This window comes from Candidatus Merdisoma sp. JLR.KK011, from assembly GCF_036941125.1.
Taxonomy (GTDB): domain Bacteria; phylum Bacillota; class Clostridia; order Lachnospirales; family Lachnospiraceae; genus Laedolimicola.
The window spans coordinates 1,683,680-1,696,551 of the sequence record NZ_JAYWSZ010000003.1 but is presented as its reverse complement, the minus strand read 5'-3'; the positions used below and the strand labels follow the sequence as shown (position 1 = coordinate 1,696,551).

The following is a 12,872-nucleotide window of genomic DNA, read 5'->3' as shown; positions in this document are numbered from 1 at the left end:
GCATTGCCGCAAAGCAAAGTTTGCAAAGGAGAAATGTTCAACTTTTTCCCTTTCATTGGCAGTGATTTGACAATTAACCTTGTGGGATTTACTGGACTTCTGCTTGTAATTGTAATAGGCATCTGCCGGATTATTGATACAATCCGAAACAAAAGTGAATAATTCCGGCTTATGGAGACAGACAAATGATTGAAAAAACATATACAACACCATCAGGCACGATCCATTATTGGATTCATACAATAGCTGCTGACACCGCAGCCTTGGTTTTCCTGCCGGGACTGACAGCTGACCACAGATTATTTGACAAACAAATCGAATACTTTAAAAACCGCTACAATGTCCTTGTATGGGACCCGCCCGCCCATGCATCCTCATGGCCCTTTCAATTTGATTTTGATCTGATGGATAAAGCAAAATGGCTGAACGGAATCTTTGAACAGGAGAAAATAACAAAACCCGTGATTATAGGACAATCCATGGGCGGCTACGTTGGACAGGCCTACGCCCAGCTATATCCGAAGAACTTAAAGGGATTCGTTTCTATTGATTCCGCTCCATTACAAAGAAAGTATGTAACAGGAATCGAGCTCTGGTTATTAAAAAGAATGGAACCCGTTTACTTTTATTATCCCTGGAAATCCCTGTTAAAGTCCGGTACAAATGGTGTTGCAGTATCGGAATATGGGAGAAAACGGATGCATGAAATGATGATGGTATACGACGGAGATAAAAAGCGGTATTCCCAGATAGCCGGTCATGGATTCAAAATTCTTGCAAATGCAATGGAAAAGGATCTGCCCTATGAGCTCAAATGTCCTGCACTATTAATCTGCGGTGAAAAAGATCACGCCGGTTCCTGCATCAGATATAATAAGGCATGGCATCGAAACACCCATATCCCTTTAAAATGGATAAAAGACGCAGGACATAATTCAAACACAGATCAGCCGGAGATTGTAAATCAGCTGATTGAAGAGCTGGTAAGAAACATTTGATCAAATCGTCCCTGCCAGTGTAAAACCGCACCTTTATTCCATTTGTTAATCAAATATGGCAAGGGGATTATGACATAGAAAGAACACAGTGTGCATTATCCAGAACACGAAACATAACCGCCTATGACAATAAAATGCTAATAGGGTGCTTACGCATTCTTACGGATGGCTATTTTTTCGGAACAATTACGGAGCTGCTTGTCCTGCCGGAATATCAAAAACAGGGAGTGGGAAGCAAGCTTCTTCAACTGGCAAAGGAAAATACGCCTACTATGTTGTACTTTGGTGCACAGCCGGAGGCAGAGGGATTTTATGAAAAAAATGGCTGTCAAAAGAGCTTACAATCCTACCTCATAGAAAAGCAACCGATAACTTAAAATTTATATTAGGAGGCTGTCATGCTTGAAACAATACCTAACGCAGAAGAGATGACAATTTTAGTGGGAGAACCACTATACGATATCTGGAATCAATTAATTGCTGTCATTGATTCCAGATATGACATGGACTGTTCCTGGAATAAAGGCGGTAAAGCGTGGAAATATGAATATAAATACCGTCGGGGCGGCAAAACTTTATGTGCATTATATGCAAGAGAAAACTGTATCGGATTTATGGTTATCTTAGGGAAAGACGAAAGGTTAAAATTTGAGACAGATAGAGAGAATTATTCAAAAGAGGTTCAAAGGATTTATGATGAAACGAAAACCTATCATGATGGAAAATGGCTGATGTTTGAGCCGATGGATACGACCTTGTTTGATGATTTTATGAGACTTCTTGGAATCAAACGAAAGCCAAACAGAAAGTAGCTTCTTCGTACACATATTTTTGATAAAAATTAAATAAGGATGAGACATTTCATGTAAAAACCGTAGTATAAAGGTGAGGCAGAAAGGATGTGAAGAATTGGAAGATAGTAAGATCATCGATTTGTTCTATGAGCGCTCAGAGCAGGCAATCGTTGAACTATCTAAGAAATACAATTCTGTATTCACCAAGGTTGCAGACAATATATTAAATGATGTACGTGATACGGAAGAATGTGTAAATGACGCATATCTCGGAGCATGGAATACAATACCGCCTCAAAATCCAAATCCACTCTTGAGTTACGTCTGCCGCATTGTTCGTAATCTCGCCATCAAAAAGTATCATGTAAACACTGCAGCAAAACGAAACAGTATTTACGATGTTTCCCTGAATGAACTGGAAAACTGTTTTCCGGCATCCGCTTCGGTTGAAGATGAATTTCATGCAAATGAGCTTGCTCTTGTTATAGACAGATTTCTTGAAACACTGGATCAGGAAAATAGAATCATGTTTGTCCGCCGATACTGGTATTCCGATTCCATTGGAGATATTGCGGCGCTGTTTCATACAAGCAGCCATAACATATCGGTTCGGCTCTCCAGAACCCGTGGGAAACTGAAAAAATATCTGATACGAAACGGGGTATCCTTATGAGAAAAAGAAAAATTTCCGAAATCATCGGCAATATCAATCAAAAATATGTAGACGAAGCTGCCGCTTATACCGGCATTGAAAAGCATGACCGCCCTTATGCCTGGAAAAAATGGAGTGGGCTTGCAGCCAGCTTTGCCCTGCTTATGCTTGCAGGAGCAGCAATCCTGCCGGCAGTCCTTAAGGGCAGCGAAGCGGATTCGGCAAAATATAAATATCATATTTCTGGGGCGGAAGGGGATATGGAATGGCCCTGGGAATACAAAACCGACAGCGAGAAATATCAAACCATCGAATTTAACGGCAATGCATATAGCATTAAAAATCTAAATTCCATTGACACAGAATTGCTTGGAGATGCCCTTGGCACCTGCAAAGCAGAGGGGATAGATCCCTATACCGGAAAAGAATACACCGAGACATTTGAAGTGCGAAAAATCAATGGTGTATCAGAGGAAAGACTTGTTGCAGCCGGCAATGACAATGGATTCTATGTTTACCGGCTAAACGAAGAAACAACGCCTGCAACGTTCGGAGAAATGATAGAGCTCTATGGGCTGGCACAGAACCTCCAATTCAATCACTATACGGTCTGTGAGGGATATGATGAAAAAGGTTACTTTACTGTAAATGATGATGCGTATATCTGGCAGATCCTTTCAGAATGCCGTGATGCCAGGCTGTACAGCGAAACGGATGTATTTGACGGAAGTAATCGAAATTATCTGACATTTACCGCAACATCGGATGCTCTGGGGGTATACAAAGGGGCAGTATATATTTCTGAGGACGGATACTTTGCAACCAATATCTTTGACTACAGTTATATTTATTTCATCGGAGAAGAAGCAGCGGGAAAAATCATCAACTATGTTAAAAATAATTCTGCAAAGGCAGCATTTGAGCCTTATGAGCTTACCATAGCCGGAACACTGACTGAGATTGGTGACGGCTATGTGCTGGTTGACGATCGTGTTCTTTGCACAAACGAAGAGGACGGTACGGTCTACAAAATCTATACCGGCGATATAAGAATGAGAAGATGCATCGAATGCATAGACATAAAAGTTGGAGATACTGTTGCAGTAAAGTATAGAGGGAATATTTCTGATGGCAATGAAATTGGCAGTGCATATTCCATGTATAAAGGAACACTGGTTGACGGCGGTTTAGCCATCCCCGAATAATAAAGGAACAATGGACGGCATCACAGAAACTGAATTATTAAATCTGATTTGCATGGAGGAATCCGTACCTATGAAGAGATATATTGCATTTTTGCGTGGCATTAATATAAGTGGGAAAAATAAGATATCAATGGCAGAATTAAAGAAAGGCTTTGAAGAACTTGGCTTTCAGGAAGTTAAAACATACTTAAACAGCGGCAATGTGATTTTTTCAAGTGAGAAAGATGATACAGGAAGCCTTATAAACCAGATGGAAGCCATGATAAAAAACAAATTTGACTTGGACATTCCCGTTTTTGTTCTGTCACAAGAAGAGCTTGCGGACATTCTGCACCATGCACCTGACTGGTGGGGCGGGGAAAGCAAAGAAATCTATGACAATCTGATTTTCATGATACCTCCGGCCACATCAGCCGAAGTATTCAGTGAAATCGGAGAGCCCAAGGCAGAATTAGAGCAGGTAAAGGGTTACAAAGAAGTGATATTCTGGTCGTTCAGCCGAAAGGATTATCAGAAGACAAACTGGTGGTCAAAGACAGCAAGCACAAATATCAGCAGCAAACTGACAATCAGAACGGCAAACACGGTCAGGAAAATCGTGAACATGTAATTTGCTTTCCGGGTTATTCCTGCAGGCAATGAGCGAGACAGATATGTTAAATTCCGGCTTGCCGGTTTATAGAGTTGTTAAAAGGGGAGCAAAGATCAAAGAAAATCTGTCAGCAGTCAAATCCGGCCGGATAAACGAATGAAAGTGATTTTGATGGTTTGTGGGGATTTAAAAATCCCCACAATAAGCGGCAAACTGATCCTTTTTCTGCTGACAAAGGACAACTCTTATAAGCGGTACTTTATTGAATAGCATATATTTCTCCCTCGTCAGCAATATCTATCAGTGTAATTTCAAAGGACAATGTCATAGCTTCGCCGGACAGGCTGTCTGCAAGCTTAGCGGCTTCGTCTGTGAGGGCTGCTTTGATGCTGCCGTCTATGGCGCCGGCCGTAATTTCCGCTTCGCTTAGGCTGTCCAGGTAGTTTTGCATTTCTTCTCTGAAAGTTAATAAGGTCTGCTCCCTTTTGGCAACCGTTAAAAGTTCCGGTTTGCTGATGGAGTAAGTGACCTGGAGATCAACAAAGCAATTGAAGTCATACATGATTTCCCCCTCATTCAGCTCTTCTAAGGGCCAGCTCATTTTTGATATTGATGCGAAATATGTAAATTCTTCTCCCATTTTCTCGCAGTATAATTCGTTGGTGGAAAGATTCATGGTTGTTGCGAAAAAGTCATAGTTTTCATCATAGGGCGATATGGTGTTTATTACATCGGCCTGTGCTGCAAGCAACTCTGTTAATTCATCGGGTGTTGAGGCCAGTGCGGCGTTGAAGTCGGCTACACTTTGGTCTAAATAGTTTTCGGTTTTGTATGTTAGCAGCTTTGCATATGAGGGGGAGGAACTGGAAATGCCACCGATACCTGCTGCGGTTTTCATGATGAGTTCCTTTTCTGCCGCCGTAAGGGATTTCATTTGTTCGCATTGTTTTACAACGTCTTCCAAAAGTGTTTCCGAATTGGGGAAAGGACCGACAGTAGTATAGCTGCCTTTTCGCACTAATACAAACTGGATGTTTCCGGCGGTAACGGAAGCCTGCGGTTTGTCTTTTTCTTCTGCGCCATCGCAGAAGATGTAATAAACACCGTCTTCTGTTAAAACTTCGTTCTGTATTTCTCTGTCTTTCCATGTGGTTTTATTGCCGGATACGGCGTAGGCGCCCATTGCAAAAAAGCAGATACAGATCGCAGTGGAGAAAACAGCGGTAGCAGCAATAATGGTTTTTGATTTTTTCTTGAAATTGATAATAGCACCTAACCTTTCTTTTAATTGTTCTGCTCCTTCTGTCAAGGTGAGGGAAGCCAGGGAGCTTTTGTAAGGATTGCCTGTTTTTATAAAGGATATGAGTGTATCTCCATATTCACGTCTTGCCTTATGGTCAAGTAGGCTTATAACTTTTTCATCACATGCTAATTCACAGGCTTTATTTACCTCTGTTTCCAGTAAATATACAAAGGGGTTGAACCAGTGGATGCAGACAACAAATTGTATCAGCCATTTGTATAACAGGTCTTTTTGTCTGCAGTGTGTCAGTTCATGTATAAAGATATAGGAGAGCTCCTTATCTTTTAATTCGCCGACGGGTAAAATAATGTCTGGACGAATGAAGCCGGTCATTATGGGAGAAGCGGTCAATGAATTTTGGGATAGTTCTACGCTCGCTTTGATATTCAGTTTTTCTTTGCAGTCAGACAGGAGGTTTAAGATTTTGATATCGGATACCTCCGTACTACCGGCGTTCATGTATTTTAGAAAGCTCTGATACATGGTTATTTTGCGGACAAACAGAACCAGTGCGGATACGAACCAGATGAGAAACAGACAGATGTATCTGTCAAATGGCTTATCCGGGGCAGGGGCGCTTATATCTTTAATTATCTCTGGCGGTTCTGGGCTGTTGTCAGCCGTATTGATGGAAACGGGTGTATGCTGGCCTGTGGAAATTGTGTTTGCCTCGGGGGCTGTATCAAACCTTTCGAACAGGCTTCCGACAATCGTAGTGTCGGGGGTAAAGGGGAGCAGGAACCGCAGCGCTGCGATGATAAAGATGTAATACTGCCAGCGTCTGCCGAAAGAATGTCCTGCCGCAATAGGGTTGATACCAGATTTTTTACGTTTCCCCCGTAGACTTTGTCAAGAAATCTGTGGGTCTGCATGGCCTGGTATTCTGCCTCTGTTACAGTTGCCGTATATTCGTTCCGCCTGCCTATTTTCTTGATTTTCAGGAACTTTTTTTCTGCCAGACGGGAGAGCAGGGTGAGTACGGTGTTGTTCTTCCATTCGTTTTTGTCTTTTTCCAGTTCTTTTTTGCATCAGGGATCATATTGCTCAGCTTTCATATTCCCTTTCATTCCGGTTCCACGGATGAAGATCGGGAAGTGATTCCTGCAAAGAAAAAAATCAAAGGGTGCTCATAGCGCTCACCCTTTGATTTTAAAGTCTCCCACTGTCTGGCAGGAACTCTCCTGATGATGGTTTCCCATCTCTGATATTGTCATACGTTTTGGTAAGAAATATGTCAATAAAAATGAGCATTATATTGTACAGGGATTTTAGTCCTTATGTTTCACATAACAGCCAGTCAATCAAGTACAGGGACTTGATTCCGTCATAGGAATTAATATAGCTTCTATCCATGGACAATACAATTTTCTCGTAATTATCAGGTATCAGGCGCAATGGTCTGAGTTCCCGTTCACGGGTTTCAGGTGACAGCATGCTTTCCGTTACCTGAATATACAGCTTGTCATTGGGTTTTTCGGCCACAAAGTCAACTTCTGTTTCTCCCACCTTTCCGATAGAGACACGGTAGTCACGCCGAATCAGTTCCAGGAACACGATGTTTTCGATAATATGGCCCCGATCCCCGTCTCGATAGCCCAGGAGCATGTTGCGAAATCCCATATCAATGATGTAGTTCTTTCCTAATGTTTTCAACAATTGCTTGCCTTTTACATCATATCTTCCAACAGAGTAGAAGATAAATGCGCTGTGCAGCATGGAAATGTATTTATCTATGGTTTTTCCTGCGATATTTTTGCCTTTTCCATTTTGAATGCCGCCCTCATTGGACAGAACATTGCCGATGCTGTTGGGAGAGGTAATGCTGCCAATATTGGAGCAAAGGAACAGCACGATTTTTTGGAGGATTCCTTGATCCGCCTGATTGTTTCGCTGGAGAATATCACGCAGTACGACGGTGGAGTAAATACCCTCCAGCGCCTGATTGCTTCTTGCTTCATTGAAGTGATATTCTCTCAAAATCGGCATACCGCCAAACTGGAGATATCTCTGGAACTTCTCTTCCGCCGTGACAGAGGGGTCAAATTCGTAGAAAGTCAGAAATTCCTGAAAGGACAGCGGCAGCATACGGATTTCCACGTATCTGCCGGACAGCAGCGTAGAAAACTCCGTAGAAAGCAAGTAGGCATTGGAGCCGGTAATGTAGATATCTACATCAAAATCAAGGCGAAACGATTCCACGGCCTTTTCCCAATGCTCCACAGCTTGAAGCTCATCAAAAATCAGATAGGTCTTTTGTCCTTTCGGAATGCGCTCACTGACGTAGTCATAGAAAGCAAGGTAATCAGAAAGATTCCGATAGCGCAGGGATTCCAGGTTCATATGAATGATATTGGAATCAGCCACTCCATTGTCAGACAGATACTGGTGAAACAGATCCAGCAGGGATGATTTTCCGCATCTGCGGATACCGGTGACGATTTTGACCAGATCCACATCTTTGTTTTGGATAAGCTGATTTAAATATTTAGGGCGATTTATAAGTTCAACCATAGCGCACCTCCTAAAGCTCTTATCCTTATTATACCCAAAAAACCGGAAAAAGCAATTGTTTCGGACTTGAAATTCAGAAAATTAATAAAATAATATATTTTCAGACTTATAAGTCTGAAATTCTTATAATAGATAAAGTTTCATATGTGAAGGTCAGAAAAAATATTCAGAATACTTGATTCAAGGTCAGACAGTCAACAATTCCGGTCCGCCTTTTTCTTTTAGAATCATACGGGATACTGTATAATGTGAAAAAAATGAATAAAAAAACGTAATTCTCCCAATATTATTCCCTGTTTTGCGGCTATATAATGTGAAGAAACTCAAATTTTTGGGAAAGGAGACTGCAGGTGGAGGATGAACAGATTATTAAATGGTACCTTGAACGCAATGAAAAGGCGCTAAAAGAAACACAGAATAAGTATGGCTCCTATTGTTTTGGCATTGCGAAGAATATCCTTACTGTCCGGGAAGATGCGGAAGAGTGCGTAAATGATACCTGGCATTTATCATGGAATAAAATTCCGCCGGTTATTCCGGTGTCCTTAAAGGCATTTCTCGGAAAGCTTGTGAGAGACACGGCAATCAGCCAATACAGGGCAAATCATGCGAAAAAGAGATACAGAGGAATGGAAATGCTTTTTGATGAACTGGAAGAATGCATTCCCTCAGATTTCGATGTGGAAGAAAATTTTGCTCATCAGCAATTGGCGGAATGGATAAATAATTGGCTGGGAGAGCTTCCGAAAGAGGATCGGGTTCTGTTTATCAAAAGGTACTATTATGGTGATGCAGTAAAGAAATTGGCAAAAGTGACTGGCTGCACGGAAAATCAAATGGCACAAAGGATGCTGAAATTAAGAAAAAAATTGAAAATGTTTTTATACGGAAATGGGGTAAGTGTATGACGGTAGAGGATTTGTATCATGGGATATCAGAAATTCATCCAAAGTATTTAGAAGAGGCTGATGCTTATAAAGTACGAAAGCCCGCCGGGTGGAAAAAATGGGCAGCTGCTGCATGCATATGTGTCTGCTTTGGTTCTGCGGTGCCGGTTTTATCGGCTGCGGATAATAAAATTGCGTATGAGTTATTATATATGATTTCTCCATCTGCTGCTCAGAAATTAAAACCTGTCAGGATTTCCTGTGAGGATAATGGGATTAAGATGGAGGTAGCGGCGGCAAATATTGAGGGTCATAAGGCCGCAATCTTAGTGTCTATGCAGGACGTAAAAGGAAACCGCCTTGATGAGACCGCAGACTTATTTGACAGTTATAGCATTCATACTCCGTATGACCAAAGGGGAGGCTGCTTTTTCGCTGGATATGATGAGGAAACTGCAACAGTCACATTTCTGCTGGAGATTGAGCAGATGAATGAAGTGCTGATTCCCGGGGACAAGATTACTTTTTCAGTCGGAGAAATCCTGGTTGGAAAGAAACACAGCGATTTGAAGCTTGAGACAATAGACTTAAAGGAATTACCGGTGATAAATAATTTTAAGGCGAATCCTGATATCAGCGGATATGGCGGAATGGATCTGGATTCTTTGGAGGAAGATAAGATACGGCTTATGGAACCGGATAAGGAATCCGCAGTTGTTCTGGAAAAGGGTGTTGCCTTAACCGGATATGGAATTCTGGATAATGAGCTGCATGTACAGGTGCGATACGCTGATATTCTTGAGACAGATAACCATGGCAGGATTTATTTGAAAAATGAAAATGGGGAAGCAGTCTATGATCAGTATAGTGTCAGCTTTCGGGATGACGATGGAAGAGACAATTATCAGGAGTATGTTTTTCCCATACCTGCTGATGGTTTAGACAGCTATGAAATATGGGGGGAATTCTGGACGTGCAGCAGCGGACCCATAAAAGGCAATTGGCAGGTGACTTTTCCGTTGACTGATTAGCAGCGTGCCGGGGAGTGGGAGTGCTCCCCGCAATAGAAAAGGATAATTTCCATAAGTTGGAAAATATCCTTTTAATGGTGCAGTCACTTTTTCTCGCCTATCCCTTTTTACAAAATACTTTATTCAAATTCGATCCTGTACGCATGGGGATAATAATTCTGCAATTCCTCTACCTCCGTTTCCTGCCCCGCATAGGTCTGAAACCAGTTTTCATAGTCCGGGTTATTCCAGAAGCTTCCGTCCTCAAATACAACCTGCTTTAAACAAAGCAGTGCGTATGACGCCTGATACGCTTCGGCATACATAACTTTCGGGAAATCCTCTGTTATTTTATTGTGATACAGCGACCAGCCGCCGCTGTATTCCTCTGTTTCACCCGGTAAAATGTTCTTTTTTGCACGGACAATATTTTCAAAGCTGCCATCCGAACTGCTGTCAATGAAATACCAATGGAGCTTTAATGGGGAACCGTTTTCCTTGTACGCCAGCATACAATACTGGATTTCCGTAATGGTTTTGTCTGTATTGTTGGTAAGTATATCGTGAATGTAAGCATCCCCGTTTTCGTAATAGAGAATATCTGCGCTTTCATGGACAATGGACATGGCGCTTTTTTTGTCTGCGGCAATTGCTTTTGCATTTGTCCGTGGGTCACGGACCGGGGGCGTCCCGGTAAGGCTGCCGTCCGCTGAAACTGCCGGAGAGGTGGCGAACAGGCTGACCATAACAAATACGGTAAGGCAGGCGGACAGAAGAGCGGCAAGAGTGGTCCGTTTTGTTTTCATAATTGCAGTAATCCTTTCTTCGGCGGCATTTTTGCTGAAATTGCTGGAAAAGGGTGACAGTCCGCTTTTCTCCGCTTCCATGCGGATAAGCATTCGGGAATAGTCCCCTTTCGACTTTTCGCCCAATTGTTTTATAACACTTTCATCGCATGCCAGTTCTATGTCACGGTTGAAGAGAATGTACATAAGCCAGACAAAGGGATTGAACCAGTGAATACAAAGGGCAAGTGCCGCAATCAGCTTTGTAAGAGTGTCAAAACGGCGGATATGTACATATTCATGTGTGAAAATATATTGTAACTGGCTTACATTTTCCCAATCCGTTGTTTTCGGCATTAAAATAACAGGACGGAAAATACCATAGGTCAGCGGCGCAGAGATTCTGTCCGACTGCCGGACTGAGATTTGGCGCTTCAGGGAGTGTTCCTTTAACCATTGTCTGGCATAAGTGTTGCTAACAGGTAAGGCGGTCCGAAATTCCATCCGGCAGCGTAAGTAAGACAGGATGAAAAATACGGTCAGAAGTATCATTCCGGTGCACCAGATAAGAAACCAAACAAAGACAGAGAGACTGCTTGCCGGCAGTAAATCCGGTCCCTGTGTTGTGATAAGAGGTTCCTGTGATACGGCGGAAGTCACAGGGGCCGCTGGGGCTTTAAAAAACGGCGGAAATAAGGTATCGAATATCTGGTGATTGACACCTTGACGGAGGAAGCCCGTCTGCTCCAAAGGGGCTTGTATTAAGGGGTACTTATAGGGTATAAGTGTATAGACACTAAAAATGGACGGGATGGTAAAGGGAATCATCAGTCTTAAAAGTATCATTTCCCACAAAACAAGAAAGGTTTTTTTCGGAAGATGATTGATTGCTGCTGCCCGGATAATAGCAGCTGCAAGGATAAAGACAGCCCCGGAAAAACTTATTTCCAGTAAATTCATGGATTTTTCCTCCTGACATGGTTGCTGTGAAAGTAGTCTTCCAAACTTATTGCCTTATTCCAAGTCCGTAACAATCTGCTTCAGATTTTCTATCTGTTCTGCAGAAAGCTTTTTCCTGCTCAGCAGGGCGGCAAACAGCTTGTCTGCGGAGCCGTCATAGACTTTGTTAATCAGTTCGTTTGTCTCTGCTTCCTGCACTTCTTCCTTTGGAATCAGGGCATGGCACATGAATTTAGGTTCGGAACGCTCAATGGCTCCTTTTTTGATGCAGCGCTTGATCAGTGTATAGGTAGTGTTCACGTTCCAGCCTGTTTCCTCTTTTAAAACATCCGAGATGTGTTTTGCGGTTGCGTCGCCCTCCCTCCAGAGAACGTCCATTACTTTTAGTTCGGAATCGAAAAGTTTGATATCCATTGCTGTTTCCTTTCGTATACTACTGTAGTAGTTTCTGATATGTATATATTACCCTGTTTGGGGTTGATTGTCAATACTATCGCAGTAGTATTACGGAAAATTATGAAATTGCCGAGGGGTAAGTATTTGTCTTGAAGCGTATGATTTGTCTGCTGATTTAAAAGAACGGATGGAACGGTTCCGTGAAGGTACTGATGAAATTCTGGCGGAGCGTAGAAATGAGGAGCACAATAAAACCTATCAGGACCACAGAGCACTTCGGCATTAGTCAATAGGGAAAAAGAAAAAATGTATCTTTTTTCAGTAGGTTACACTGTCCTTGTCATTGTTCGTAGGCTCTCCTTTCCGTTCATCAGTTATTTTAACTGTTCCATTTTCCTCTGTGCCGTGGATTTTCTGATATTCTCTCCAGTAAAGAAAAGAGGGCAGCACATTTCAAGCAGACGGTCATAAATCCGGGCATGGGCAGTGCCCTCCGGGTGCTGCAATTCCTCCAGCGTCAAATTGGTTGTGACTATCAGCAGCTTCCAGCTTCCCGTCAAAGGGAAGCACGGCGGCAATGAACCAGCGGCAGAGAAGCGAATAGCTGATACTCTGCACATATACGTATGACGACTTTGCAGAAACCATTGAAAGAATACATGATATGTTCCCTGTATGCTTCTGTGCAATCCATAGAAAATCCCCCCTTTCTCCCACATGGGAAACAATATTGATAAGTTCATTTATTTTGCAAGAGGCAGCGTTGTTTTAGTCGGCTG

12 protein-coding genes and 4 pseudogenes are annotated in these 12,872 nt (G+C 42.4%); 8 read left to right on the top strand and 8 right to left on the bottom strand.

The genetic code is table 11. The annotated features are described in order from the left end of the window. Positions 1-185: 185 nt before the first annotated feature. The 6 genes from VV089_RS09240 (at position 186) to VV089_RS09215 (ending at position 4,259) form a co-directional block, all read left to right on the top strand. Entirely contained in the window at positions 186-998 is an 813-nt protein-coding gene (locus tag VV089_RS09240) for an alpha/beta fold hydrolase (RefSeq protein WP_172541590.1), read from the top strand. 35 nt (positions 999-1,033) lie between these two features. Beyond that, positions 1,034-1,375, top strand: coding sequence for a GNAT family N-acetyltransferase (locus tag VV089_RS09235; RefSeq protein ID WP_334336234.1), 342 nt, complete (start codon positions 1,034-1,036; stop codon positions 1,373-1,375). Positions 1,376-1,396: 21 nt separating this feature from the next. Then, positions 1,397-1,810 carry a DUF3788 domain-containing protein gene (locus VV089_RS09230; protein ID WP_334335688.1) on the top strand — a complete coding sequence of 138 codons (414 nt, stop codon included), beginning with the start codon at positions 1,397-1,399 and terminating at the stop codon, positions 1,808-1,810. A gap of 97 nt (positions 1,811-1,907) precedes the next feature. Further along, positions 1,908-2,465, top strand: a complete 558-nt coding sequence (locus VV089_RS09225) for an RNA polymerase sigma factor (protein ID WP_334335687.1) — start codon at positions 1,908-1,910, stop codon at positions 2,463-2,465. Continuing rightward, positions 2,462-3,649: a hypothetical protein gene (locus VV089_RS09220; RefSeq protein ID WP_334335686.1), complete on the top strand. Its 1,188-nt coding sequence runs from the start codon at positions 2,462-2,464 to the stop codon at positions 3,647-3,649. Before VV089_RS09225 ends, VV089_RS09220 begins: the two co-directional genes overlap by 4 nt. 70 nt (positions 3,650-3,719) lie before the next feature. After that, on the top strand, positions 3,720-4,259 hold the full coding sequence (locus VV089_RS09215) for a DUF1697 domain-containing protein (RefSeq protein ID WP_334335685.1): 540 nt from the start codon (positions 3,720-3,722) through the stop codon (positions 4,257-4,259). 241 nt (positions 4,260-4,500) lie between these two features. On the opposite strand, the gene VV089_RS09210 is transcribed toward VV089_RS09215, so the two are convergent. The 3 genes and pseudogenes from VV089_RS09210 to VV089_RS09200 all read right to left on the bottom strand — a co-directional run bounded on the left by VV089_RS09210 (position 4,501) and on the right by VV089_RS09200 (position 8,055). Further along, positions 4,501-6,282 carry a M56 family metallopeptidase gene (locus tag VV089_RS09210; protein WP_334336233.1) on the bottom strand — a complete coding sequence of 594 codons (1,782 nt, stop codon included), beginning with the start codon at positions 6,280-6,282 and terminating at the stop codon, positions 4,501-4,503. A gap of 53 nt (positions 6,283-6,335) precedes the next feature. Further along, positions 6,336-6,560: pseudogene (locus VV089_RS09205) on the bottom strand (BlaI/MecI/CopY family transcriptional regulator); the annotation flags it as partial. A 259-nt stretch (positions 6,561-6,819) separates the two neighbouring features. After that, positions 6,820-8,055: an ATP-binding protein gene (locus VV089_RS09200; protein ID WP_172544760.1), complete on the bottom strand. Its 1,236-nt coding sequence runs from the start codon at positions 8,053-8,055 to the stop codon at positions 6,820-6,822. A 350-nt stretch (positions 8,056-8,405) separates the two neighbouring features. On the opposite strand from VV089_RS09200, the gene VV089_RS09195 reads away from it, so the two are divergent. Both VV089_RS09195 and VV089_RS09190 read left to right on the top strand, forming a co-directional pair. Continuing rightward, positions 8,406-8,963 carry an RNA polymerase sigma factor gene (locus VV089_RS09195; RefSeq protein ID WP_334335684.1) on the top strand — a complete coding sequence of 186 codons (558 nt, stop codon included), beginning with the start codon at positions 8,406-8,408 and terminating at the stop codon, positions 8,961-8,963. Then, positions 8,960-9,973 carry a hypothetical protein gene (locus tag VV089_RS09190; RefSeq protein ID WP_334335683.1) on the top strand — a complete coding sequence of 338 codons (1,014 nt, stop codon included), beginning with the start codon at positions 8,960-8,962 and terminating at the stop codon, positions 9,971-9,973. The genes VV089_RS09195 and VV089_RS09190 overlap by 4 nt, the downstream gene beginning before the upstream one ends. Before the next feature lie 119 nt (positions 9,974-10,092). On the opposite strand, the gene VV089_RS09185 is transcribed toward VV089_RS09190, so the two are convergent. The 5 genes and pseudogenes from VV089_RS09185 to VV089_RS09165 all read right to left on the bottom strand — a co-directional run. Beyond that, complete coding sequence (locus VV089_RS09185) at positions 10,093-11,697, bottom strand: M56 family metallopeptidase (protein WP_334335682.1); 1,605 nt, start codon at positions 11,695-11,697, stop codon at positions 10,093-10,095. Between the two features lie 54 nt (positions 11,698-11,751). Then, positions 11,752-12,111 carry a BlaI/MecI/CopY family transcriptional regulator gene (locus VV089_RS09180; protein WP_172544756.1) on the bottom strand — a complete coding sequence of 120 codons (360 nt, stop codon included), beginning with the start codon at positions 12,109-12,111 and terminating at the stop codon, positions 11,752-11,754. A gap of 356 nt (positions 12,112-12,467) precedes the next feature. After that, positions 12,468-12,644 (bottom strand): annotated as a pseudogene (locus tag VV089_RS09175) (ATP-binding protein); the annotation flags it as partial. After that, positions 12,631-12,717: pseudogene (locus VV089_RS09170) on the bottom strand (cysteine-rich VLP protein); the annotation flags it as partial. The pseudogenes VV089_RS09175 and VV089_RS09170, both read right to left, overlap by 14 nt. Further along, positions 12,707-12,787 (bottom strand): annotated as a pseudogene (locus tag VV089_RS09165) (sigma-70 family RNA polymerase sigma factor); the annotation flags it as partial. The pseudogenes VV089_RS09170 and VV089_RS09165, both read right to left, overlap by 11 nt. Positions 12,788-12,872 lie beyond the last annotated feature (85 nt).